Source organism: Microbacterium sp. SORGH_AS_0454 (assembly GCF_031453395.1).
GTDB lineage: Bacteria > Actinomycetota > Actinomycetes > Actinomycetales > Microbacteriaceae > Microbacterium.
The window spans coordinates 27,808-50,838 of the sequence record NZ_JAVIYS010000001.1; the positions used below are offsets into that span (position 1 = coordinate 27,808).

The 23,031-nt window shown below is 70.1% G+C and carries 18 protein-coding genes and 1 pseudogene; 8 read left to right on the forward strand and 11 right to left on the reverse strand.

Features of this window, described 5'->3' with window-relative positions:
- Positions 1 to 27 precede the first annotated feature (27 nt).
- Together QE454_RS00160 and QE454_RS00165 are read right to left on the reverse strand one after the other, a co-directional pair.
- Entirely contained in the window at positions 28 to 1,083 is a 1,056-nt protein-coding gene (locus tag QE454_RS00160) for a hemolysin family protein (RefSeq protein WP_307459263.1), read from the reverse strand.
- Positions 1,080 to 2,424, reverse strand: a pseudogene (locus QE454_RS00165) (hemolysin family protein). Before QE454_RS00165 ends, QE454_RS00160 begins: the two are co-directional and overlap by 4 nt.
- Positions 2,425 to 2,581: 157 nt before the next feature.
- Here QE454_RS00165 and QE454_RS00170 point away from each other — a divergent pair.
- Complete coding sequence (locus QE454_RS00170) at positions 2,582 to 3,619, forward strand: hypothetical protein (protein ID WP_307315615.1); 1,038 nt, start codon at positions 2,582 to 2,584, stop codon at positions 3,617 to 3,619.
- Here QE454_RS00170 and QE454_RS00175 read toward each other — a convergent pair.
- The gene (locus QE454_RS00175) at positions 3,609 to 5,069 is read right to left on the reverse strand and encodes a GuaB1 family IMP dehydrogenase-related protein (protein ID WP_307459256.1); all 1,461 of its coding nucleotides are present in this window, start codon (positions 5,067 to 5,069) and stop codon (positions 3,609 to 3,611) included. The two genes, QE454_RS00170 and QE454_RS00175, sit on opposite strands and share 11 nt — an antisense overlap.
- Positions 5,070 to 5,206: 137 nt before the next feature.
- Here QE454_RS00175 and QE454_RS00180 point away from each other — a divergent pair, with 137 nt between their 5' ends.
- The gene (locus QE454_RS00180; RefSeq protein WP_210072068.1) at positions 5,207 to 8,899 is read left to right on the forward strand and encodes a multifunctional oxoglutarate decarboxylase/oxoglutarate dehydrogenase thiamine pyrophosphate-binding subunit/dihydrolipoyllysine-residue succinyltransferase subunit; all 3,693 of its coding nucleotides are present in this window, start codon (positions 5,207 to 5,209) and stop codon (positions 8,897 to 8,899) included.
- Between the two features lie 188 nt (positions 8,900 to 9,087).
- Here the strand turns inward: QE454_RS00180 and QE454_RS00185 are convergent, their stop codons facing one another.
- The 5 genes from QE454_RS00185 to QE454_RS00205 are packed head-to-tail and all read right to left on the reverse strand — an operon-like array spanning position 9,088 to position 15,128.
- Positions 9,088 to 10,389 carry an esterase family protein gene (locus tag QE454_RS00185; protein WP_307459253.1) on the reverse strand — a complete coding sequence of 434 codons (1,302 nt, stop codon included), beginning with the start codon at positions 10,387 to 10,389 and terminating at the stop codon, positions 9,088 to 9,090.
- Positions 10,386 to 12,896 carry a bifunctional lysylphosphatidylglycerol flippase/synthetase MprF gene (locus QE454_RS00190; RefSeq protein WP_307459250.1) on the reverse strand — a complete coding sequence of 837 codons (2,511 nt, stop codon included), beginning with the start codon at positions 12,894 to 12,896 and terminating at the stop codon, positions 10,386 to 10,388. Before QE454_RS00190 ends, QE454_RS00185 begins: the two co-directional genes overlap by 4 nt.
- Positions 12,897 to 12,932: 36 nt before the next feature.
- Positions 12,933 to 14,234: a GNAT family N-acetyltransferase gene (locus QE454_RS00195; protein WP_307459245.1), complete on the reverse strand. Its 1,302-nt coding sequence runs from the start codon at positions 14,232 to 14,234 to the stop codon at positions 12,933 to 12,935.
- 52 nt (positions 14,235 to 14,286) lie between these two features.
- On the reverse strand, positions 14,287 to 14,529 hold the full coding sequence (locus QE454_RS00200) for a zf-HC2 domain-containing protein (RefSeq protein ID WP_210072072.1): 243 nt from the start codon (positions 14,527 to 14,529) through the stop codon (positions 14,287 to 14,289).
- A complete protein-coding gene (locus QE454_RS00205) occupies positions 14,526 to 15,128 on the reverse strand; it encodes a sigma-70 family RNA polymerase sigma factor (protein ID WP_307461217.1) in 603 nt (200 codons plus the stop codon). The genes QE454_RS00200 and QE454_RS00205 overlap by 4 nt, the downstream gene beginning before the upstream one ends.
- A gap of 112 nt (positions 15,129 to 15,240) precedes the next feature.
- Here QE454_RS00205 and aroA point away from each other — a divergent pair, with 112 nt between their 5' ends.
- Genes aroA through bcp form a run of 3 tightly spaced genes read left to right on the forward strand, consistent with a single transcriptional unit; the run spans position 15,241 to position 18,127 of the window.
- Positions 15,241 to 16,578, forward strand: a complete 1,338-nt coding sequence (gene aroA, locus QE454_RS00210) for a 3-phosphoshikimate 1-carboxyvinyltransferase (RefSeq protein WP_307459242.1) — start codon at positions 15,241 to 15,243, stop codon at positions 16,576 to 16,578.
- A 14-nt stretch (positions 16,579 to 16,592) separates the two neighbouring features.
- The gene (gene rsgA, locus QE454_RS00215) at positions 16,593 to 17,657 is read left to right on the forward strand and encodes a ribosome small subunit-dependent GTPase A (protein WP_267786413.1); all 1,065 of its coding nucleotides are present in this window, start codon (positions 16,593 to 16,595) and stop codon (positions 17,655 to 17,657) included.
- Positions 17,654 to 18,127, forward strand: coding sequence for a thioredoxin-dependent thiol peroxidase (gene bcp / locus QE454_RS00220; RefSeq protein WP_210072075.1), 474 nt, complete (start codon positions 17,654 to 17,656; stop codon positions 18,125 to 18,127). The genes rsgA and bcp overlap by 4 nt, the downstream gene beginning before the upstream one ends.
- A gap of 65 nt (positions 18,128 to 18,192) precedes the next feature.
- Here the strand turns inward: bcp and QE454_RS00225 are convergent, their stop codons facing one another.
- Complete coding sequence (locus QE454_RS00225; RefSeq protein ID WP_307459240.1) at positions 18,193 to 18,573, reverse strand: histidine kinase; 381 nt, start codon at positions 18,571 to 18,573, stop codon at positions 18,193 to 18,195.
- Between the two features lie 212 nt (positions 18,574 to 18,785).
- On the opposite strand from QE454_RS00225, the gene QE454_RS00230 reads away from it, so the two are divergent.
- Positions 18,786 to 19,034, forward strand: coding sequence for a WhiB family transcriptional regulator (locus QE454_RS00230; RefSeq protein ID WP_013583608.1), 249 nt, complete (start codon positions 18,786 to 18,788; stop codon positions 19,032 to 19,034).
- A gap of 74 nt (positions 19,035 to 19,108) precedes the next feature.
- On the opposite strand, the gene QE454_RS00235 is transcribed toward QE454_RS00230, so the two are convergent.
- Positions 19,109 to 20,605, reverse strand: coding sequence for a sensor histidine kinase (locus tag QE454_RS00235; RefSeq protein ID WP_210072077.1), 1,497 nt, complete (start codon positions 20,603 to 20,605; stop codon positions 19,109 to 19,111).
- 280 nt (positions 20,606 to 20,885) lie between these two features.
- Here QE454_RS00235 and QE454_RS00240 point away from each other — a divergent pair, with 280 nt between their 5' ends.
- Both QE454_RS00240 and QE454_RS00245 read left to right on the forward strand, forming a co-directional pair.
- Entirely contained in the window at positions 20,886 to 21,110 is a 225-nt protein-coding gene (locus QE454_RS00240; RefSeq protein WP_309668781.1) for a helix-turn-helix domain-containing protein, read from the forward strand.
- A gap of 138 nt (positions 21,111 to 21,248) precedes the next feature.
- Positions 21,249 to 21,683 carry an Rv3235 family protein gene (locus QE454_RS00245; RefSeq protein WP_307459238.1) on the forward strand — a complete coding sequence of 145 codons (435 nt, stop codon included), beginning with the start codon at positions 21,249 to 21,251 and terminating at the stop codon, positions 21,681 to 21,683.
- Positions 21,684 to 21,712: 29 nt separating this feature from the next.
- On the opposite strand, the gene QE454_RS00250 is transcribed toward QE454_RS00245, so the two are convergent.
- A complete protein-coding gene (locus QE454_RS00250) occupies positions 21,713 to 22,939 on the reverse strand; it encodes a pyridoxal phosphate-dependent aminotransferase (RefSeq protein ID WP_210072079.1) in 1,227 nt (408 codons plus the stop codon).
- Between the last annotated feature and the right edge of the window lie 92 nt (positions 22,940 to 23,031).

Genomic DNA, 23,031 nt, shown 5'->3' on the forward strand with positions numbered 1-23,031 from the left:
GGCCCCGTGGCATCCGGTGCGGTGTGTTCAGACGAAGCGGCGACGCTCGGTGGCGTCCTGCACCTCGCCGACGAGCTCCTCGATGACGTCCTCGAGGAAGAGCACGGCCTTGACGTCGCCGCTGTCGTCGCGCACCTGTGCGAGGTGGCGGCCGGAGCGGCGCATCAGGGCGAGGGCGTCCTCGAGGTCGGTGGTCTCGAGCATCGACACCATGTGGTGCACGCGCTTACTGGGGATGGGGCGAGCCATATCGGCATCCGATCCCTCCGCCGCCCGCAGGACGTCCTTGAGGTGCACGTAGCCGGTGGGGTGTCCGCTCTGGTCGACGATCACGTAGCGCGAGTAGCCGTGCTGGGCGACGGCCCGCTCGATCTCGGCCGGCGTGGTCGTCTCGGGCAGCGTCACCAGGGCGCTCACGGGCACCGCGATGTCGGCCGCCTTCTTCTCGGTGAACTCCACCACCGCGGTGACCGTCCCGGCCGAGTCGTCGAGGACTCCCTCGCGGCGCGACTGCGTCACGATCGTGGCGACCTCGTCGAGCGTGTAGGTCGAGGCGGCCTCGTCCTTCGGCTCGACGCGGAACAGTCGAAGCACGTGGTTGGCCGTCCAGTTGAGCGCCACGATGATCGGGTGGAACGCCTTCGAGACGGCCACGAGAGGGGGCGCGAGCATGAGGACGGCCCGATCCGGCAGCGAGAACGCGAGGTTCTTCGGCACCATCTCGCCGAACACGACGTGCAGGTACGACACCACCAGCAACGCGACGACGAAGCCGACGACGTCGACTGCGGCCTCGGGGATGCCGGTCAGGCCCAGGGGGCCGGCCAACAGGTGGTGGATCGCGGGTTCCGAGACGTTCAGGATCAGCAGGGAGCAGATGGTGATGCCCAGCTGACAGGTCGCCAGCATGAGCGTCGCGTGCTCCATCGCGTACAGCGCGGTCTTGGCCGCGCGCGAACCGCGGTCCGCGTGCGGTTCGATCTGCGAGCGCCGTGCCGAGATGACGGCGAATTCGGCACCGACGAAGAAGGCGTTGGCGGCCAGCAGGACCACCAGCCAGGCGATTCCGGCCCAGTCGCTCATCGCTGGTCACCGCCCTTCGCAGCCCGCACGAGTTCGTCGACGTCCTGCTCGACCGGCGTCGGGGTGAACTGCACGCGGTCCACGCGACGACCGTCCATGCGCTGCACGGTGAGCCGGCCGTCCTCGAGGTCGACGGTGTCGCCGACGACGGGGATGCGCTCGAGCGCCGCCATGATGTACCCGCCCACCGTGTCGTAGACCTCCCCCTCGGGCACGCGCACTCCGGCGCGATCGAGGGCCTCGTCGGGGCGCAGGTCGCCCGGGAAGGTGACGAAGGCGGCCGAGCGCACGACGCCGGCGCGCGAGCGGTCGTGCTCGTCGAGCACCTCGCCCACGATCTCCTCCACGAGGTCTTCGAGGGTGACGACTCCGGCCGTTCCGCCGTACTCGTCGATGACGATGGCCATCTGATAGCCCCGCGAGCGCAGCTCCGAGACGAGGGCGTCGAGGTGAACGGTCTCGGGGACGCGCAGCGGCTCGGTCGACAGGGCGGCCACGGGCACCTCACCGCGCTTCTCGCGCGGCACGCCGATCGCGGCCTTGAGGTGCACGACGCCGACGATGTCGTCCATCGACTCGCCGTACACGGGGAAGCGACTGTGGCCGGTGCGCCGGGCGAGCTGCACCACGTCGTCGGCGGGGTCGCCCGCGGCGAGCGCGTGCACGCTTGGCCGCGGGGTCATCACATCGGCCGCGCTGAGGCGCGCGAAGGTGAGACTGCGGTCGAGGAGCGACGCCGTGTCCTTCTCGAGCATGCCCGCGCTGGCCGAGCGCTTGACGAGGCTCGACAGCTCTTCGGCGGAACGCGCTCCCGACAGCTCCTCCTTGGGCTCGACGCCCATGGCGCGCAAGACGCCGTTGGCGCTGCCGTTGAGCACGACGATCGCGGGCTTGAACACCGCCGTGAACGCGACCTGGAAGGGCATGACGAGCTTGCCCGTCTGCCGCGGAATCGCCAGCGCGAAGTTCTTGGGGACGAGCTCGCCGAGGATCATCGAGAGCACCGTGGCGAAGCCGACGCCGATGATCGCGGCGATCGACACCGTGAGCGCCTCGGGCAGCCCCCACGACTGGAACACCGGGCGCAGCAGGTTCGAGATCGCCGGCTCCAATCGTGTAACCGGTGAGCAGGGTCGTCAGCGTGATGCCGAGCTGGGCGCTCGACAGGTGCGTCGATGTGATGCGCAGGGCGTCGATGGTCAGCGACAACCGGGTCTCCCCGGCGGCGCGACGCGATTCGAGGTCGGCGCGGTCGAGGTTGACGAGGGCGAACTCGCTCGCGACGAAGAGTCCGGTCCCCACGGTGAGCACGAGCCCCACAACCAGCATGACGTAATCCATCAGGCATCACCCCCGCTCGATCGCTCGGCGGAAGAGGGTCGTTGGGGCCTGGGTCTACAACTGGGAGGGTCGTCCATCGTGCGGACGATTCTATTGCAGCCCCGGCCCCTCGGCATCCGTATCGTGCACCTTCCTGCGCACTGGAGAGGATGGGCGAATGGATGCCGACACCCCGGCGCAGCAGCGCGCCGCCTCCGCGGAGCACTCGGTGCTCGAGCGCTACCTCCACCGCTACGGGCCCGTCGCGTGGGCGCACGCCTCGCTCGGCGGTCGCGAGAACCCCCGGATGTGGCACTACTGGTGGCACGCGCACCTGCTCCACGTCCTCGCCGACGCCGAGACCCACCGGCCCGACGCGCGTCGACGCCTCCTCCTGCGCCGCGTGGGGCGCGGGGTGGCGCTGCGCACGATCGGCCGCTGGACCACGCCCTTCTACGACGACATCGCCTGGATGGGCCTGGCCCTCGCCCGCAGCGGACGGCATCCCCGTGCGCTGCGCAGGATCGCGCGCGTCCTCGACGATGCCGTGGACCCGGCCGTGGGCGCGCTCGCCTGGAGCGTCGACAGCGAGCTGTACAACGCCCCGGCCAACGCCCCGGGCGGCATGGTGCTGGCGGTCACCGGACGACGGACCGAGGCGGCCGGTCTGGCCGCGTGGATGGCATCCGTCCTCGACGATCCCGCCACCGGTCTCGTGCGCGACGGTATCGAACGCGGGGTGACACGCCCCGAGCTGTGGACGTACAACCAGGGCGCCGTGATCGGTCTCGAACTGGTGCTCGGCGAGCCCGCCCTGGCGGACCCGGCCCACGAGGCGGGCCCGCACGTGGAACGCGCCCGGGCGCTCGTGCGGGCGGTGGAGCGGTGGTGCTCCGCAGACGACGGCCTGTTCCCGGGTGCCGGAGGGGGCGACGGCGGACTGTTCGCCGGCATCCTGGCCCGCTATCTGGCCCAGGCCGCGAGGGATCTCGCGGAGCGAGGGGATGCCGAGGGCGACGCCCTCTCGCACACGGCCCGGCGTCTCGTGCAACGCAACGCCGACGCCCTGTGGGAGGGGCGCCGTGACGGCCTCTTTCCGGCGGACCCGCGTCGGCCCGCGCGGTCGGAGGGCGACGACCTGGACCTCTCGGTCCAGCTGGGCGCCTGGATCACGTTCGAGGCCGCGGCCGGCCTCGAACGCGTGGTCACCAGCTGACCGGCAGCGCCTTGCCCTCGTCGTAGCCCGCGGCCGACTGCAGACCGACACGCGCGCGCTCGTGGAACTCGGCGACGGTGGCCGCTCCGGCGTAGGTGAACGACGAGCGCACGCCCGAGGTGATCATGTCGAGCAGGTCTTCGAGCCCCGGGCGCTGCGGGTCGAGGTAGATCCGCGACGACGAGATCCCCTCGGCGAAGAGCTCCTTGCGGGCGCGCTCGAAGGGGTCGAGACCGCCGAAGCGCCCCTGCACGGCCTTCGTCGACGCCATGCCCCACGACTCCTTGTAGATCCGCCCGCCCGCGTCGGTGAGGAGCTCTCCGGGAGCCTCGATCGTCCCGGCGAACCACGAGCCGACCATGACGGATGCCGCGCCCGCGGCCAGCGCGAGGGCGACGTCGCGGGGGTAGCGCACCCCACCGTCGGCCCAGACGTGCGCGCCGACGCTGCGTGCCGCCTCGGCGGTCTCGAGCACAGCCGAGAACTGCGGCCGACCGACGGCGGTCATCATTCGGGTCGTGCACATCGCGCCCGGTCCCACTCCCACCTTGAGGATGGTCGCCCCCGCATCCGTGAGGTCGGCCACGCCGTCGGCGGTCACCACGTTGCCGGCGGCGATGGGGATGCCGAGGTCGAGAGCGGCGACCGCGTCAAGCGCGCGGAGCATCTGCGCCTGGTGACCGTGGGCGGTGTCGACGACGAGGACGTCGACACCGGCATCGGCCAGAGCGCGCGCCTTAGTGGCGACGTCGCCGTTCACCCCGACCGCCGCGGCCACGATGAGACGACCCCGGGCGTCCACGCCCGGTCGGTAGACGGAGGCGCGGAGGGCGCTGCGCGCGGAGAGCGTTCCGACCAGACGGTCGCCGTCGACGACCGGGACGATGTCGACGCCCGCGGCCTCGATCCGCGCGAAGACCTCGCGGGGGTCGTGCACGTCGGCCGCGTCGACGGGCTCGGCGTCGCGGCGCGCGATGTCGCCGAGAGTCGCGTCGGGCAGGGCCGTGGCCAGGCGCCCGGCGGGCACGATGCCGCGCACGTCCGAGAGGGCGACCACGCCGTCCTCCCCCGCGGTGGCCACGACGATGCCCCGGCCGGGCACGGCGGGAAGGATGCGCCGCGCGTCGGCGACGGTGGCCTCGGGCGGAAGGATCAGCGGGGTGTCCCACGCCGTCGGCTGCGCCTTGACCCACGACACGGCCTCGACGAGGTCGTCGAGGGCCATGTCCTGGGGCAGGACGCCGAGGCCGCCGCGACGCGCCAGGGTCGCCGCGAGTCGCGTACCCGTGACCGAGTTCATGTTCGCCGACACCAACGGGATGGTGGCGCCGCTGCCGTCGGCGGGGGCGAGATCCACGTCGAGGCGGCTGCGCACCTCGGAATGGCGGGGGACGAGAAAGACGTCCGAGTACGTCAGGTCGACATCGGGCTGCGCGCCGGAGAACTCCATGGCATCCACCTCACCACATCAGGGCGGGGGAAAGACCCGAAGGACGTCCAGATTCCTCGGCTAGGCTGGCACCTACGCGGCACGGCGACGTTCGCGTATCCACAGGAATCTTCATCGAGGAAAGCAGGCGATCGACTGTGTCGAGCCAGGTGACGGGCGTCGGTACTTCGAGCGAGGGCGAGTTCGGCGCGAACGAGTGGCTCGTAGACGAACTCTACGAACAGTTCAAAGTCGACAAGCACTCCGTAGACAAGGCCTGGTGGCCGATCCTGGAGGCGTACCACCCGGTCGTCGACGGGTCTTCCGCCGCCGCTCCCCCGCCCTCCGCGCCGCAGGCGTCGACGGCGTCCGAGCCCAAGCCGGTGACGGCTCCCATCCCCGTGGTCGGACAGGCGCCCGTCGCCCGCACCACGGCCAAGCCGGCCAAGCCGCAGCCGATTCCCGCTCAGGCTCCGAGCGCGGTTCCCTCCGCAGCCGCCGAGAGCACCGAAGAAGACCGCGTGACGGTCCTCAAGGGGATGCCGAAGGCCCTGGCATCCAACATGGATGACTCGCTCACGGTGCCCACCGCGACGAGCGTGCGCACGATCCCGGCGAAGCTGATGATCGACAACCGCATCGTCATCAACAACCACATGTCGCGCACGCGCGGCGGCAAGGTGAGCTTCACCCACCTGATCGGCTGGGCGCTGATCCAGGCGCTCAAGGAGTTCCCGAGCCAGAACGTCTACTACGCCGAGATCGACGGCAAGCCTTCGGTGGTCGCTCCCGCGCACGTCAACCTCGGCATCGCGATCGACATGCCCAAGCCCGACGGCTCGCGCGCGCTGCTCGTGCCGAGCATCAAGCGCGCCGACACGATGACGTTCGGCGAGTTCCTCGCCTCGTACGAAGACCTCGTCCGCCGCGCGCGCAACAACAAGCTGACGCCGGCCGACTTCCAGGGCACCACGGTCTCCCTCACCAACCCCGGCGGCATCGGCACGGTCCACTCGGTCCCGCGCCTCATGCGAGGACAGGGCGCCATCATCGGCGCCGGCGCACTCGACTACCCCGCCGAGTTCATGGGTGCGAGCGAGAAGACGCTGAACGAGCTGGCGATCGGCAAGACGATCACGCTCACGAGCACCTACGACCACCGCGTCATCCAGGGTGCCGGCTCGGGCGAGTTCCTGAAGAAGGTGCACGAGCTGCTCATCGGGCAGCGCGGCTTCTACGACGACATCTTCGCCGCCCTGCGCATTCCCTACGCCCCCATCCACTGGGCGGCCGACATCAGCGTCGACATCTCGGAGCGCATCGACAAGAGCGCCCGCGTGCAGGAGCTCATCAACTCCTTCCGCGTGCGTGGCCACCTCATGGCCGACATCGACCCGCTCGAGTACGTGCAGCGCACGCACCCCGACCTCGAGATCGAATCGCACGGCCTCACGTTCTGGGACCTCGACCGCGAGTTCGTCACCGGCGGCCTCGGCAACAAGCGCGTCGCCAAGCTCCGCGACATCCTGGGCGTCCTTCGCGACTCCTACTGCCGCACCATGGGCGTCGAGTACATGCACATCCAGGACCCGGCCCAGCGCCAGTGGTTCCAGCGCAACGTCGAGGTCAAGTACACCAAGCCCGGCCACGACGAGCAGCTGCGCATCCTGTCGAAGCTCAACCAGGCCGAAGCGTTCGAGACGTTCCTGCAGACCAAGTACGTCGGCCAGAAGCGCTTCAGCCTCGAGGGCGGCGAGTCTCTCATCCCCCTGCTCGACCAGATCCTGCAGGGTGCGGCCTCGGCCGGCCTCGACGGTGCCGCGATCGGCATGGCCCACCGCGGTCGCCTGAACGTGCTCACCAACATCGCCGGCAAGACCTACGGCCACGTGTTCCGCGAGTTCGAGGGCGCCGTCGCGATCGGCAGCAAGCGCGGCTCCGGAGACGTGAAGTACCACCTCGGCACCGAGGGCACCTTCGTCGGCGACGCCGGCGACGAGCTCCCCGTGTACCTGGCGGCCAACCCCTCGCACCTCGAGACCGTCGACGGCGTGCTCGAGGGCATCGTCCGCGCCAAGCAGGACCGCAAGCCCATCGGCACGTTCTCGTGGCTGCCCATCCTCGTGCACGGCGACGCCGCGTTCGCGGGTCAGGGCGTCGTGGTCGAGACCCTACAGATGTCGCAGCTGCGCGGCTACCGAACGGGCGGCACGATCCACGTCGTGGTCAACAACCAGGTGGGATTCACCACCACGCCCACCGACGCCCGCACCTCGGTGTACGCCACCGATGTCGCGAAGGCCATCCAGGCGCCGATCCTGCACGTGAACGGCGACGACCCCGAGGCCGTCGTCCGCGCCGCGGAGCTCGCGTTCATGTACCGCGAGGAGTTCCACCGCGACATCGTGATCGATCTCGTCTGCTATCGCCGCCGCGGTCACAACGAGGGCGACGACCCCTCGATGACCCAGCCCCTGATGACGAACCTCATCGAGGCCAAGCGCTCGGTCCGCCGTCTCTACACCGAGTCGCTCGTCGGTCGCGGTGACATCACCGAAGACGAGTACGAGCAGGCGAAGCAGGACTTCCAGAACCGCCTCGAGGTCGCCTTCGCCGATACGCACGAGGCCGAGACCGGCACGAACCCCGTCGTCACCATGGACGCGGCCGAAGAACCGGCCGTCGGCGCGCCCGAGACCACCGGCGTCTCGCGCGAGGTCGTCCAGCACATCGGCGACGCGTTCGTGAACAAGCCCGACGGCTTCACGGTGCACACCAAGCTCCAGCAGCTGCTCGAGAAGCGCCACGACATGAGCCGCAACGGCAACATCGACTGGGCCTTCGGTGAGCTGCTCGCCTTCGGCTCGGTGCTGATGGAAGGCACCCCGGTGCGTCTCGCCGGTCAGGACTCGCGCCGCGGCACCTTCGTGCAGCGTCACTCGGTGCTGCATGACCGCGACAACGGTCAGGAATGGCTGCCGCTTGCGAACCTCAGCGAGAACCAGGGCCGCTTCTGGGTCTACGACTCCCTGCTGAGCGAGTACGCCGCCATGGCGTTCGAGTACGGCTACTCGGTCGAGCGCTCCGATGCGCTCGTGCTGTGGGAGGCGCAGTTCGGCGACTTCGCCAACGGCGCCCAGTCGGTCATCGACGAGTTCATCTCGTCGGCCGACCAGAAGTGGGCGCAACAGTCGAGCGTCGTCCTGCTGCTGCCCCACGGCTACGAGGGTCAGGGACCCGACCACTCCTCGGCTCGCATCGAGCGCTACCTGCAGATGTGCGCGCAGGACAACATGATCGTCGCCCGCCCCTCGACGCCCGCGTCGTACTTCCACCTGTTGCGCCGTCAGGCCTACCAGCGCCCCCGTCGCCCCCTCGTGGTCTTCACCCCGAAGGCGATGCTGCGTCTGCGCGGCGCGACGAGCCCCGTCGAGGACTTCCTCGAGGGTCGCTTCGAGCCGGTGCTCGACGACAACCGCGGTGTCGACAAGAGCGCCGTCACGCGCGTCCTGCTGCACGCCGGAAAGATCCACTGGGACCTGCGCGCCGAGCTCGACAAGAACCCCAACCCCGAGATCGCCCTCGTGCGCCTCGAGCAGTACTACCCCGCACCGATCGAGGAACTGACCAGCGTGCTGGCGCAGTATCCGAACGCCGAGCTGGTGTGGGTTCAGGACGAGCCCGAGAACCAGGGTGCGTGGCCGTTCATCGCCCTCGAGGTCGCAGACCAGCTCGGTGGCCGCTCGATCCGTCGCATCTCGCGCGCGGCTGCGGCGTCGACCGCGACCGGTTCGCCGAAGGTGCACGCGAGCGAGCACGCCGCCATCATGAAAGAAGCGCTCGCGCGCTGATATCGAACACTGCGGGGCCCGATCGACATCCGTGTCGGTCGGGCCTCTCGTGTCTCACCCCCGGCCCGGGCGTACCGCCGGTCGGGGGTGAGCCGAAGACCGTTCCAGAGGGCACGGGCACGCGATGCGATCGACCGCGCGCGGATCTCGAGGTCGCGCACCGCGGGGTCAGGACCCCGCCCGCGGGCTCAGGATGCCGGCGCAGCCAGCCCCAGCGTCGGGGCGAGGGCGGGAATGGCCCACGCCAGGCTGCCGTCCAGCGCTTCACCGGTGTGTCCGGCCCCCTCGACGATGTGCGTCAGGACGGTGAACCCCGCCGCCGCCGCCGCCTTCGAGTTCGCGAGCTGTCCCGGCCCGTAGGTCTTGTCTTCGCTCCCCCACGTGAAGATGGCGGTATGGCCGGCGTACGAGCCGGGCGCCGCCGCCGCCATGATCACCGCGGGCTTGTTGGCCTGGAAGGCACCCGCGTTCCCGTTGTAGACGTCTTTCACGGTCTGGTCGACGTGCTCCGACCCGGGGAACTCGTTGCCCATCACGTCGAGCATCTGCCCCCAGGTGTCGGGGTACTTCGCCCCGTAGTACGCCGCGCACGAACCGCCGTTCGAGAACCCGCCGATGACCCAGTAGCGGTGGTCCTTGATGATGTTGAGGTTGTTCTGGGCCCACTGCGGCACGAGCTGGTTGATGTACGTCGCGACGGCGCCGTACTTGCTGGAGTCGACGCACGTGGGGTCGCGGTCCGGAGCGGTCAGCTGATCGACCACGATCGCGATCGGCGCGAGACCCTTGTTCTTCGCGGCGAAGGCGTCGAGCGCTTTGGCCAATGCCGTCGGGTCGGGCGACCCGGGCTGGCCCATCATGAACACCAGCAGCGGGAGAGCCGGGGGGTTGGCGACCTGCGCCGCCGGCGGAAGATAGAGCGAGGCATCGCGCGCGGCGTACTGTCCGGTGGGGATCTTCGTGCTCCCCGTGAGGGCACTGACCGACCCCTTGGCGGGCATATCCGCCGGAGGCTCCCACGTCTGGTACAGCGTGGCGGGATCTCCCACCACCGCGTCCTGCGGAGGAAGCGAAGCGGGGTCGAGGGCCTGCACCCCGAGGATCGCGGCGAGATTGTGCGTGACTCCGTAGGAGGTGTTCACCCCCAGGATGCCGGCGAGGAGCGAGGCGATGACGGTGACGACGCCGAAGACACGACGCGGCCACGGAGCACGGAAGATCCCGACGACGCCGACGGCGACTGCGGCCACCGCTCCCGACGCACACCAGATCGCAGCCCCCGGAAGCGGCCCCTGGAAGGTGTCCATCGCCTCGAGGATCTTCGCCGTGACGAACATGACCACCCCGACGGCGGCACCGATCACGAGGGTGCCGATGACTCGACGGGGACGCCAGACGACCACGGCCACCAGGCCCAGGACGGCGACGATGGCGCTGATGAGCAACAGGGGGCTGTCGATCAGCTCGAACGAAAGAATGAACTTGTTCACCGACGGCCCTCCCAGGCGGTTCGAGCGAGTGCCACCATCTCTCGGCGTGAGGCATCGGGCAGGTACGCACGCCCCACCGCGGCGCCGATCGCGGGGAGCTCGAGGGGATCGCGGTACGCCAGCGCCAGGGGCCGGTAACGCGGCCGGAACTTCCCCTTGAAGCGGAACAGCGAGGCGAACCCATAGGCGGGTTCGAGCACCTCGGCGAGCCAGCGAAGCAGCGCGCGCAGGGGGGCCGGGTCACCGTCGACGGCTTCGTCGGGGTCGTCGGCGAGAGGGGCTCCCGACAGGCTCAGGACCGTCGCGCCCTCTTCCTGCAGCGCCAGCGCGGCCTTGGCGATGAGGAACTCCATCATGCCGTTCGGCCCATCGGTACGCCGTCGCATGAAGTCGAGCGTCCACCCCGTGATCTCGCCCGCCGTCCAGGAGGGCATCCAGCTCGTGACCGCCTCGATCCGCTCGTCCGGGCCCACCGCGAGCAGCAGACGGACATCGCGGTCGCGCAGCTCGTCGAGAGAGCCCAGGGTGAACCCCATCTCGGGGAGGGCTCGGTCGGCGACCCACTCCTCGTCGATCGCGACGACCTGCGAGGCCTGACCGACACTCAGCTCGTGCCACCGCGACCAGACGGCGGTGTACCCCTCGCGTTCGGCGCGGGTGAGAGGCTGGCGCACCTTCTGCCAGGACTTGCCGGCGAAAGTGAGGCCGGGCAGGTCCATCACCGTCTCGACCCCGACCGGAACGTGCCTCCAGCCGAGGGCGACCAGAGCCTCGAGGGTGTCCCCGTGGACGCTGTAGAACGCCGGCGTCCACCCGTGCTCGACGCAGTAGTCCGTGAACCCCTGCAACGCCTCGGCACGCCGACCCTCGGGGACGAGGGGATCGCCGACGGCCAGGGCCACATCCCCGCTCAGCCGGTACGCGACCGCGCACTCACGGTCATCGGAGTACCAGTGGAGGTTGCCGGCCCAGGTGCCCAGGAAGCCGAGGGTGTCGCTCCCCCGTCGCAACAGGTCGCGGTAGTGACCGTCGTCGACGGTCGCGGGGCGGCGCGAGCGGCGGTAGAGCCACAGGATCGCGGCGACCACGATCGCCCAGAACAGCACACCGATCCACTGGTAGGCGAACAGAGCCGGTCCGCTGTGCGGGAACGCCGTCGAGCCGCCCGGGTGGGTGAAGGCGGGAGGGAGGAAACGGCGCAGCGTCAGACCGAGCAGATCGAAGATCGACACGTCGCGGTCGAAAGCGCGATGACCGATGGCCTCGACGACGAAGAGCGTCGTCGCGCAGGCGAGGAAGGCGAGCGAGACCACGGCTGCGACGACCCGCGCCGCGCGACGGGTCGCACGCACCGAGAACCGGGTACGCACGACGGCGAGCGCCGCGGCGAGCGCGAGAGGGATCATGATCGTCGCGATCGCCCACAGCACGTACTCCGCCCCGCTGCCGTCGACCCAGGGGTCGATCCGCAGGCGCCCGTCGAGAAGAGAGACGACGGGGAGGACCGCGGATGCCACGAGGACGAACTCCGCGACGATCCACGCCGAGCGTCGTCCCTGTCGGAGGCCCCACGCGGCCACCAGCAGCAGGACCAGGGGCACGATCGCGAGAAGGGCAGGGCCTGCTCCCCGGGTCATCAGGAGGGCGATCTGCTCGTCGCACACCGACGAGGCGACCTTGCCGCACTGGGACAGCAGCTCGTCGTCGTACTGCGTGTACGCGTCGACCACGAGCGAGAGAGGCCCGCGGCCTCCGCCGCTGACGAGGGCGACGATCGGTCCGCTGCCCACGACCGCCACCAGCAGAGCGAGAAGGGTGCGCGTCTCCCGCGTCGAGCTGCGGTGCCAAGAGCGCCGCTCCCGGCCGCGCGCGAGGAGCGCGCCGACGATCAGTCCGATGACCGCGGCCGAGAGCCGATACCAGGAATCGGCGTCACCGGCGTAGAGCGCGAACAGGGCCAGGAGGGCGAAGCCCACCAGACGCAGACGACGACGCCACAGCGTCGGCGCGAAGGCCGACCCCGCCATGACGGCTCCGGCGATCGCGGTGGTCGGGTCGAGCACGGGCACTTCGGCGGCGACGACCGGGCGCAGGTCGGTGATGGTCCAGGCCGCCGCGTGCAGACCGATGCCCACGACCAGGCCGCTCAATCCGATGGCCACCAGGAAGACGCTCGTGCGCCGTGATCCGACCAGACGCTCGACGTAGGCCAGAGCGGTCAGGGCGAGCAGCACCGACGAGAGGGCGTCGATCGTGGAGTCCGGGACCACCAGCGCGGTCACGAGCGTCCACCACCGGCCGCTTCCGAAGGTGGCCAGCGGCCCCGCTCCCCAGACGAGGGCGTCCTCGCCCCAGAGCGATCCCGTCGCCGCCGCCGCCGCGACGACCACCACGGCCACGACGATCGCCACGGGGTTGTGCGACACGTAGCGACGAAGCGCAACAGCGAGAGCCGTCAGGCGCGACGGTGAGCGTTCGGCGACCGGAGGAGCGACGGATTCGGACATCGGCGAAATCGTATTGCCAATTCCTATGAGAAGCCGTCAGTACCAGATGTCGAGCAGCGGGGTGACCTCGGGGGCGAAGACGCGGTCGAGGGATGCCAGGACGTCGGCGTCGCCGTGCACGAGACCCGCGAGCGCGAGCTCGGTGGAGCGGACCCCGCCGAGAAGGAGCGAGCTGAGGGCACCGACGGTGAGCTCGACGTCGACCGGCCGGTCGCTCGCGGGCACGACCTCCGCCTCGCCGTCCTCCGCGATGCGCAGGTTCCACGTGCCCTCGGCGAAGCCGAGCGGGTCGGCGACGCGCAGGACCACGTCGAGACCGGCCGCGTACCGGCGCGACGCCAGCGCCCCGGGAACGTCGAGGATGCGCAACCAGTGATGGTCGGTGAGCGTCGCCGTCACCGCGCGGCGGTCGGCGACCATCCACTGCACGGGCGGCACGGCCGGCTGCAGCCACGCCTTCACCCGACCGACGAGGTCGTGCTCGAGCGCGAACCGCCACAGGGCGGCCGAGGCCTCGCCGTCGACGGCGAAGATCGCGCGTACCTCGAGATCGTGTGCGGAGAAGTCGTCGCGCTCGTCGATCACGTAGACGAGGATCCCCGTCTCGTCACCGTCGGCGGTGCGGTACGAGACGGCGCGCACCTTCTCGCCGGACTTGTCGCCCGGCGCGAGACCGGCCACACCACGCCACCGGCCGTCCCACCCGGGGACGGACCCGGGACGCTGGAGGCGCACGCGCTCGTGCACAGCGCTCAGACGATCCGCCACCGCCTCACGCGGGACGAAGTCGAGACGCCCGGGAGACGACGGGCCGATCCAGCGGGCACGACCCGTGTCGACCTCGACATCCGAGGCCCACGCGGCGGGAGAGAACCCCCAGCGCCCGTAGATCGTGGCCTCGGTGACGGTGAGACCAGCGATGGCGAAGCCCGCCGCCGCTGCCGTGCGCAGCTCGCCGCCGATCATCGCGCGGGCGATACCCCGCCGGCGATGCGTCGCCGCGACCGTGACGGCGCTGATCGACCACAGCGGCGTCGTGCGCCCGGGCGACGTCGTGAGCTCCGACGCCCACGAGTCGATCGTGCCGACGGGCACCTCGGGCTCGACCCCCCGACGGTCGTAGACCGCCGTGAGACGGCGGGTCCGCAGGGTCGTGCGCGCGTTCTCGGCCTCGTCGTCTGTCGACTCCCCGCCCAGGAAGCCCCGGGCCACCGCGCGCTGGAAGGGACGGAACCCCTCTGCCTCGGCGTCCACACGCGCGTACTCCAAGCCGGAGGCGGCGAGGTCGGCGGCGGAGGTCTGGTCGAGGGGCAGCGTCAAGGTGTCGGTGGATGCCATGACCCCAGCCTAGGGATCACCTCCGACACGCGCCGGGCCGGCGCGGGTGCCGTCAGTGCGTCGCCTGGATGGCGCGAAGGCGCGAGAGCACCTGATCGCGGAGTTCGTCGGGGGCCGTCTCTTTGCACGCACGGGCGACCACCTCGGTCAGCGTGCGCGCCACGAGGGCCTCGTCCTGGCATCCGGGACAGTTCTCGAGGTGCTCGCGGATATCGGTGTGCTGGGTCTTGCAGACCTCGTTGCGGAGGTATTCCTCGAGGTCGCGTCGCGCCTCGTCGCAGCCGCAGTCGCTCATTTCTTCTCTCCCGTCGCGGCCTGGATGCCGCGCTCCTTGGCGTAATCCGACAGCAGGTCGCGCAGCAGCCGCCGGCCGCGGTGCAGACGGCTCATGACCGTACCGATCGGGGTTTTCATGATGTCGGCGATCTCCTGGTAGGCGAAGCCCTCGACGTCTGCGAGGTACACCGCCATCCGGAAATCCTCGGGAATCGACTGCAGCGCGTCCTTGACGACGGATGCCGGCATGTGGTCGATCGCTTCGGCCTCGGCCGAACGGGCGCTGCTCGCGGTGGTCGACTCGGCTCCGCCGAGCTGCCAGTCCTCGAGGTCGTCGATCGCACTCTGGTACGGCTCGCGCTGCTTCTTTCGATACGTGTTGATGTACGTGTTCGTCAGGATGCGGTAGAGCCACGCCTTGAGGTTCGTGCCCTGCGTGAACGTGGCCCACGAGCCGAAGGCCTTCACGAAGGTCTCCTGCACGAGATCGGCCGCGTCGGCCGGATTACGCGTCATGCGGATGGCTGCGGCGTACAGCTGATCCATGAAGGGCAGAGCCTGCTCTTCGAACTGTTCGCGGGGCTCCACCTGCGGGCCGGCGTCTGCGGTGTCGTTCATCGCGCGCCAGTCTACGTCGGGCATGTCGACGGCCACCGGGATGGCCTGCGGCAAGCGGTCGCGTTCGAGAAGTGCGGTCACGTGTCCTCCCCTTTCAGTAGGCTAGGAACCGATGTCTCCCCTCGGGTATTCCCCTTCCGCCGCCAGTCCCCGCGGTGAGTGGGACGCGCCCGTCTCCGACGGACCCGTGAATGCCGCGGTCACCGTGCCCGGGTCCAAGTCGTTGACCAATCGAGAGCTGATCCTCGCCGCCATCGCGGACGGCCCCGGCACGTTGCACGGCCCCCTGCACTCCGACGACTCCGCGCGCATGGTCGACGCGCTGCGCGTGCTCGGCGTCGGGATCGACGAGATCGACACCGGCTCCCCTTTCGGCCCCGACCTGCTGGTGACGCCCCCCTCCTCTTTCGCGGGCGACGGCACGATCGACTGCGGGCAGGCGGGAACCGTCATGCGGTTCATCGCTCCGGTGGCCGGCTTCGCCCGGGGCGACGTGCGCGTCACCGCCCACGAGAGCGCATTGCACCGCCCCATGGGGGCGATGATCCACGCCCTGCGCGACGTGGGCGTCGACATCGACGACGGCGGCCACTGGGCGCTCCCCTTCTCGGTCCGCGGGCACGGACACGTGCGAGGCGGCGAGGTCGAGATCGACGCGAGCCAGTCGAGCCAGTTCGTCTCGGGCCTTCTTCTCGCGGCCGCGCGTTTCGACGTCGGACTCCACCTCCGCCACGTCGGCTCGCGCCTGCCGAGCATTCCGCACATCGACATGACCGTCGAGGCCCTCGCCCACCGTGCCGTGCACGTCGAACGTCCCGCGCCCGGCGAGTGGGTCGTGCCCGCGGGACCCGTGCGCGCGAAAGACGTGGCGATCGAACCCGACCTCTCCAACGCCTCCCCGTTCCTCGCCGCCGCGATGGTCACGGGCGGCTCCGTCACCGTCACGGGCTGGCCCCTGCACAGCACCCAGCCGGGTGCCCTCCTCGTCGACATCCTCGCCGAGATGGGAGCCCGCGTCAGTCGCCGCGGAGGCGCCCTCACCGTGGCCGCCGGCGATGACGGCATCCTGGGCGTCGAACTCGACCTGTCGGCGGCGGGCGAACTCGCCCCCACTCTCTTCGGCCTGGCCGCCTTCGCGGACGGGCCGACCACGCTGCACGGCATCGGCCACATCCGCGGCCATGAGACCGACCGCATCGCGGCCCTCGTCGGCAACCTGCGCTCGCTCGGCGGCGAGGCGCACGAGCTCGAAGACGGCATCCGCATCGTCCCGCGGCCGCTGACCGGCGGTGAGTGGAAAGCGCACCACGACCACCGCTTGGCCACCACCGGCGCCCTGATCGGGCTTCGCGTGCCCGGCGTGCGCATCGACGACATCGGTACGACCGCCAAGACGCTCCCCCAGTTCGCGGGCCTGTGGCAGAGCATGCTCGACGACTCGCGCCCGTGAACGGGGACTGACGCGTGAGCTGGCTCGACGATCCCGACGACGACGAGGACGACCTCCGGTACGACGAGTCGTCCATCCGGGTGCGTCCCAACCCGAAGGCGAACAGGCCCCGCACCAAGCGACGCCCCGCCCACGCCGACGCACAGATCGCCCGTGTGCTCGGAGTCGACCGCGGCCGGTACACGGTGCTCGTCGACGAAGACGGCCCCGACGAGCGCCGGGTGCTGGCCACCCGCGCCCGCGAGCTCCGCAAGCAGCCCATCGTCAACGGCGACCGCGCCCGCGTCGTCGGCGACCTCTCGGGCGACGAGGGCACTCTCGGGCGCATCATCGGCCTCGAGGAGCGCACGTCTCTCCTGCGTCGGAGCGCCGACGACACCGACCAGGTCGAGCGCGTGATCGTCGCCAACGCCGATCAGATGCTCGTCGTGGTCGCCGCGGCCGACCCCGAGCCCCGCGCCCGTCTCGTCGACCGTTATCTGGTCGCGGCGTTGGATGCCGGCATCCGCCCCCTGCTCGTCGTCACCAAGACCGACCTGGCCGACCCGACCGAATTCCTCGCGCACTTCGTAGGACTCGACCTGCGGGTGTTCACCAGCGCCCAGGGCGAGATGCCCCTCGACGAGATCGGCGAGGCGCTCGTCGGCCACTCGACCGTGTTCGTTGGGCACTCGGGCGTCGGTAAGTCGACCCTGGTCAACGCCCTCACCGGCTCGGAGCGCGCGATCGGGCACGTCAACACCGTCACCGGTCGCGGCCGCCACACCTCGTCGTCGGCGGTGTCGCTGCGCTACCGCGGCCGCGACGGCTCGGGCTGGGTCATCGACACCCCGGGCGTGCGATCTTTCGGGCTGGGCCACGTCGACCCCGCCCACGTGCTCGGCGCCTTCACGGATCTGGCCGAGGTCGCCGAGGAGTGCCCGCGCGGCTGCACCCACCTCCCCGATGCCCCCGACTGCGCGATCATCGAGGCGGTGGAGTCCGGACGCCTCGGACCCGGAGCCGCCGCCCGGCTCGACTCGCTGCAGCGGCTGCTGACGACGTTCCAGGGCATCGAGCGTTCTAGGCTGGAGGGGTGACGAACCTCGAAAAGGGCGATATCGCCCCCGACTTCACCCTCCTCGACCAGGACGAACACCCCGTCTCGCTGGGCGACTTCCGCGGCCGCCGCGTGATCCTCTACTTCTACCCCGCGGCCCAGACCCCGGGGTGCACCACCCAGGCCTGCGACTTCCGCGACAGCCTGGCCTCGCTGCAGGGCGCCGGCTACACGGTGCTCGGCATCTCGCGCGACCTGCCCGAGAAGCTGCGCGCCTTCCGCGACAGCGACGCGCTGACGTTCCCGCTCCTCAGCGACGCCGACCACGCCGTCCACGAGGCCTACGGCGCTTGGGGCGAGAAGCAGAACTACGGTAAGACGATCACCGGCGTGCTGCGATCCACGTTCGTCGTCGACGAGGAGGGCAAGATCCTCGAGGCGATGTACAACGTCAAGGCCACCGGCCACGTGGCGCGTCTGCGCAAGAACCTGGGGCTGGCCGCAGCCTGACCTGCGACGACCACGACCCCGCCCCGCGACAGCGGTAGGCGGGGTCTTCTCGTGAGGGCGACGCGTCAGTCGTCGTCGCGGTGCCGCGGAGCCGCCGCACGCACCGCCAGGGCGAGCAGCACCAGGCCGACGACAGCGGGGACCGCGATCAGCACGGCGATCCCGGGAGACGCCCACTCCCCCGTGACGGCGCCGATGGCCACCGACAGGATCAGCAGTTGCGTCACGATCCCGCCCGATCGGCCGGCGGAGACGTCGCGAGCGGTCGCGACGCCGAACGCGCCGACGATGGCCGCGCCGATCACGGTGAGCACGATGAGGGCGATCGAGCTGACCGCCGAGTCGGTATCTCCGCCGATGAGGGCGACCGTCTGCCAGCCCGCGAGGGCCAGGATGCCGACACTCTCGAGCCCCAGGAGAGCTGCGGCCGCAAGACGAATCGGCATCAGGAAAGCCTCCCCGGCGGGCGCACCTGCGCCGTTACGATCTGGAAACCTACCGGTTACCTCTTGATCAGGCGGAATCGCTATGGGAGCATGGAACAAGCCGTGTGCTCCCACAGCGAAGTGGGGCGAGCAATCGCTCGCGTTCCCACCAGGGTACCGGACCCGAATCCCGGTGCCGAATCGACCAATTTTCTGTAACAAGGAGCACCCCCATGGATTGGCGCGACAAAGCAGCCTGCCTGACCGTCGACCCCGAGCTGTTCTTCCCGGTCGGCAACACCGGCCCCGCGGTCGACCAGATCGAGAAGGCCAAGTCGGTCTGTGCACGCTGCACCGTCACCGAGGTCTGCCTGCAGTACGCCCTCGAGTCCGGTCAGGACTCGGGCGTCTGGGGCGGTCTGAGCGAAGACGAGCGCCGCGCGCTCAAGCGCCGCGCTGCTCGCGCCCGCCGCGCCTCCTGACCATAGTTACGCGAAGAAGCCCGCCCCTCTCGGGGCGGGCTTCTTCGCGTTGTCGAGGTGGAGGGATCGGCGCGTCAGGCCGCGGAGCCGCCGATGTAGCGCAGCGGGATCTCGATCGTGACCTCGGTGCCGCTGCCCATCAACGTGTGCCAGTCGATCGTGCCACCGAGTTCACCCTGGATGAGCGTGCGGACGATCTGCGTGCCGAGCCCCCGGCCCACCTGCCCCTCGGGCAGGCCGACGCCGGTGTCGCGCACGCTGACCTCGAGCATTTCGCCGCTGCGCTCGGCCGCGATCTCGACATCGCCCTCCTGCCCGGCGAGGCCGTGCTCGACGGCGTTGGTCACGAGCTCGGTGAGGGCCAGGGCGAGGGGCGTGGCGAACTGGCTGGGGAGCGTTCCGAACTTGCCCGTGGTCCGCGTGCGAGCACGGGTGTTCGGGGCCGCGGCCACCTCGGCGACGAGCTTGAGCACGCGAGCGAAGACGTCGTCGAAATCGACGTTCTGCGCGAGCCCCTCGGAGAGGGTGTCGTGCACCACCGCGATCGCCGAGACACGGCGCATGGCCTGCGTGAGGGCATCGCGTGCCTCGTCGGAGTGCGTGCGGCGCGCCTGGATGCGCAGCAGCGAGGCGACGGTCTGCAGGTTGTTCTTGACGCGGTGGTGGATCTCGCGGATCGTCGCGTCCTTGGTGATGAGCTCCTGCTCCTGGTGGCGGATCTCGGTGACATCGCGGCTGAGCACGATCGCGCCGATGCGCGTGCCGCGGTCGCGAAGCGGAATGGTGCGCAGTGACACCTGCACACCGCGTGCCTCCATGTCGGCTCGCCAGGGAGCGCGGCCGCTCACCACGACGGGGAGCGACTCGTCGACGTCCTGGCGCTTTGCGGGAAGGATCCGGGCGGTCACCTCGGCCAGCGACTCGCCCTCGAGCTCGTCGTCGAAGCCCATGCGGTTGAAGGCCGAGAGCGCGTTGGGGCTCGCGAAAGTGGTGATGCCGTCGACGTCGAGGCGGATGAGTCCGTCGGAGGCGCGGGGAGCACCGCGTCGCGGAGCGGTGGGAGCCGAGAGGTCGGGGAACTCGGCCGAGGCGATCATTCCGAACACGTCGTCCGCGCAGTCGTTGAACGTGATCTGCTGCCGCGACGGGGTGCGTGTCTCGCCGAGGTTGGTGTGGCGGGTCAGCACACCCACCGTCGTGACCGCGTACCCCTCGCGCGAGAGCTCGCGCACGATCGGTACCGCACGCACGCGAGTGGGCGTCTCTTCGAACCAGTCGGGGGATGCCGAGTCGACGATGCGACCGCTCTGGAAAGCCTCGCGCACCTGGGTACGCCACTGCGGACGCACGCGGTCGCCGACGATGTCGCGGTAGAACAGCGTCGCCGCTCCCCCGGGCCGCGTGTGGGCGACAGCGACGAAGGAGTCGTCGGGGGTGGGGACCCAGATGACGATGTCGGCGAACGCCAGGTCGGCCAGCAGCTGCCCGTCGCCCGCCAGCCGGTGCAGCCACTCGACGTCCGCCTCGCTGGAGCGGCCCTGGGCGTAGACGAGTTCACTGAGTGTCGACACCCCTCCACCCTACGGGGAGCCCTCGTCTCGGTCGGCCGTCGCGGGCACGTTCCCGACGAGGGGTGAGGATCCGGGCGAATTTCGAGGCGACGGAAACAGGTCAGGGGGCTACCGGACAGACGATAAGTCCCCTGCCGTTGCGGGCATTCTGCCGGCCTCGGAACGACTGGCGGGGTGGCGGGTGACTTCTCCGCGTCCCCAGGACGGTGGACATAATGACCGCATGACGGAAAGGGACTCACCCAGAGGACGATTTGCGGCGCCGGACGCCGTCGCCGAAATGCTCGGGATCACGCATGCGGACGTGCGGTCTCTGATCCGCGAAGGACGACTCCGGGGTCTTCCGGTGGGGTCTCCCCCACGGTGGCGCATCGACCTCGACAGCGTCGACGATTATCTCGACGAGCAGGCCGAACTCACGCGTCGCGCGGCCCTGTGGCAGCAGTCGCAGGCGGCCAGCTTCCCGGAGCTGTGGGGGCGCGGCGCGGTCCGCCACGACGACTGATCACCCGCTCCTCCCCGATCTCACCCCGCGGGCGAGTAATCCACAGCCACAGCGAATGCCCCACCGGGTGTGCGTGTCCACGCCTACTGTCGGCGTCATCCCCGCCCGCTGGACGCACGACCGACAGATTGAGGATCCATGCCCGAAGCAGCCCGGCGACCCGAGGACGCACGATGTGCGCCGCAGAACGCGTGCGACCTGAACGCCCTCGGGACGAATCCGTCCCCGGAGACTCCCTCGCCGGTCGAGGTGTTCGTCGGCAACATGGTGCGCGGCATCCTCGAGGTGGTCGCCGGCGTCCGAGACCCGGAGCAGCTGGCCCGGTGGATGTCGGAGGAGGTCTATCGAGCCCTGCTCACGCGCACGAGCCTGGCCACACGAGCGCGCAGCGCTCGACGCGTGCAGGTGTACCGCGTCATGCACGAGATCCGAAGCGTGCGCCTGTTCTCCCCGCGAGACGGCGCGATCGAAGCCACGGTCGTCGTGTCGGGCCGCATGCGCACCCGAGCGGTGGCCCTGCGCCTCGAGTCCATCGAACGGCGATGGCGCATCACGGCTCTCAGCCTGCTGTGACGCGTGCGATCTCGCTCCGTGAGCGTGTGTCAGGGGCGCCAGGACGCGAGGAAGTTCCCCAGGCGCTCGATCGCGTCGCTGATCACGCGGGCTTCGGGGAGCGTCACGATACGCACGTGGTCGGTCGCGGGCCAGTTGAAGCCCGACCCCTGCACGAGCAGCACGTGCTCGGCGAGCAGGAAGTCGCGCACGAACTTGCCGTCGTCGGGGATCTCGTACACCTCGGGGTCGAAGCGCGGGAACGCATACAGCGCACCGCGCGGCATGACGCACGAGACGCCGGGGATCGCCTCGAGGCCCTGCCACGCGGCATCCCGTTGCTCGTGAAGACGCCCCGTCGGGGCGATGAGCGCATCGATCGACTGCACGCCCGAGAGCGCCGCCTGGACGGCGAACTGCGCCGGCACGTTCGGGCAGAGCCGAGTGGATGCCAAGAGGTTGATCCCGTGCAAGAAGCCCTGCGCGTGCTTCTTGGGGCCGGTGATCGCGAGCCAGCCGGAGCGGTATCCCGCCACCCGGTAGGTCTTGGACAGGCCGTTGAAGGTCAGGCAGAGCAGGTCGGGGGCGACCGTGGCCATGGGGATGTGCACCGCGTCGTCGAAGAGGATGCGGTCGTAGATCTCGTCGGCCAGCAGCAGCAGCGAGTGCTCGCGGGCGATGTCGGCGATGCCCTCGAGGATCTCGCGCGAGTACACCGCTCCCGTGGGGTTGTTCGGGTTGATCACGACGATCGCCTTGGTACGGGGGGTGACCTTGGAGCGGATGTCCTCGAGGTCGGGCTGCCACTCGCGCTGCTCGTCGCAGAGGTAGTGAACGGGGGTGCCGCCGCCGAGGCTCGTCATCGCCGTCCACAGCGGGTAGTCGGGGGCGGGGATGAGCACCTCGTCGCCCTCGTCGAGCAGGGCCTGCATCGTCATCGTGATCAGCTCGGACACGCCGTTGCCGAGGAACACGTGGTCGGGGTCGAGGTGCGGGAAGTCGGGCTCCTGCTCGTAGCGCGAGACGACCGCACGCCGAGCCGACAGGATGCCGCGGCTGTCGCTGTAGCCGTGAGCGTTGGGGACCGAGGCGATCATGTCGCGCACGATCTGGTGCGGCGCCTCGAATCCGAAGATCGCCGGGTTGCCCGTGTTGAGTTTGAGGATCGCGTGACCCTCGGCCTCCAGACGGTCGGCCTCGACGAGGGCCTCCCCGCGGATCTCGTACAGGACGTCCTTCAGCTTGGATGACTGGTCGAGGGGGCGCAGCGGGCTCATCGGTTCAGGATATCCCCGCCCGCATCCGGCCAATCGACACCGCGTGGCCCCCGCCGGGCGAAGGCTGCCCCAGGCGAGGCGACGGAGAGCTG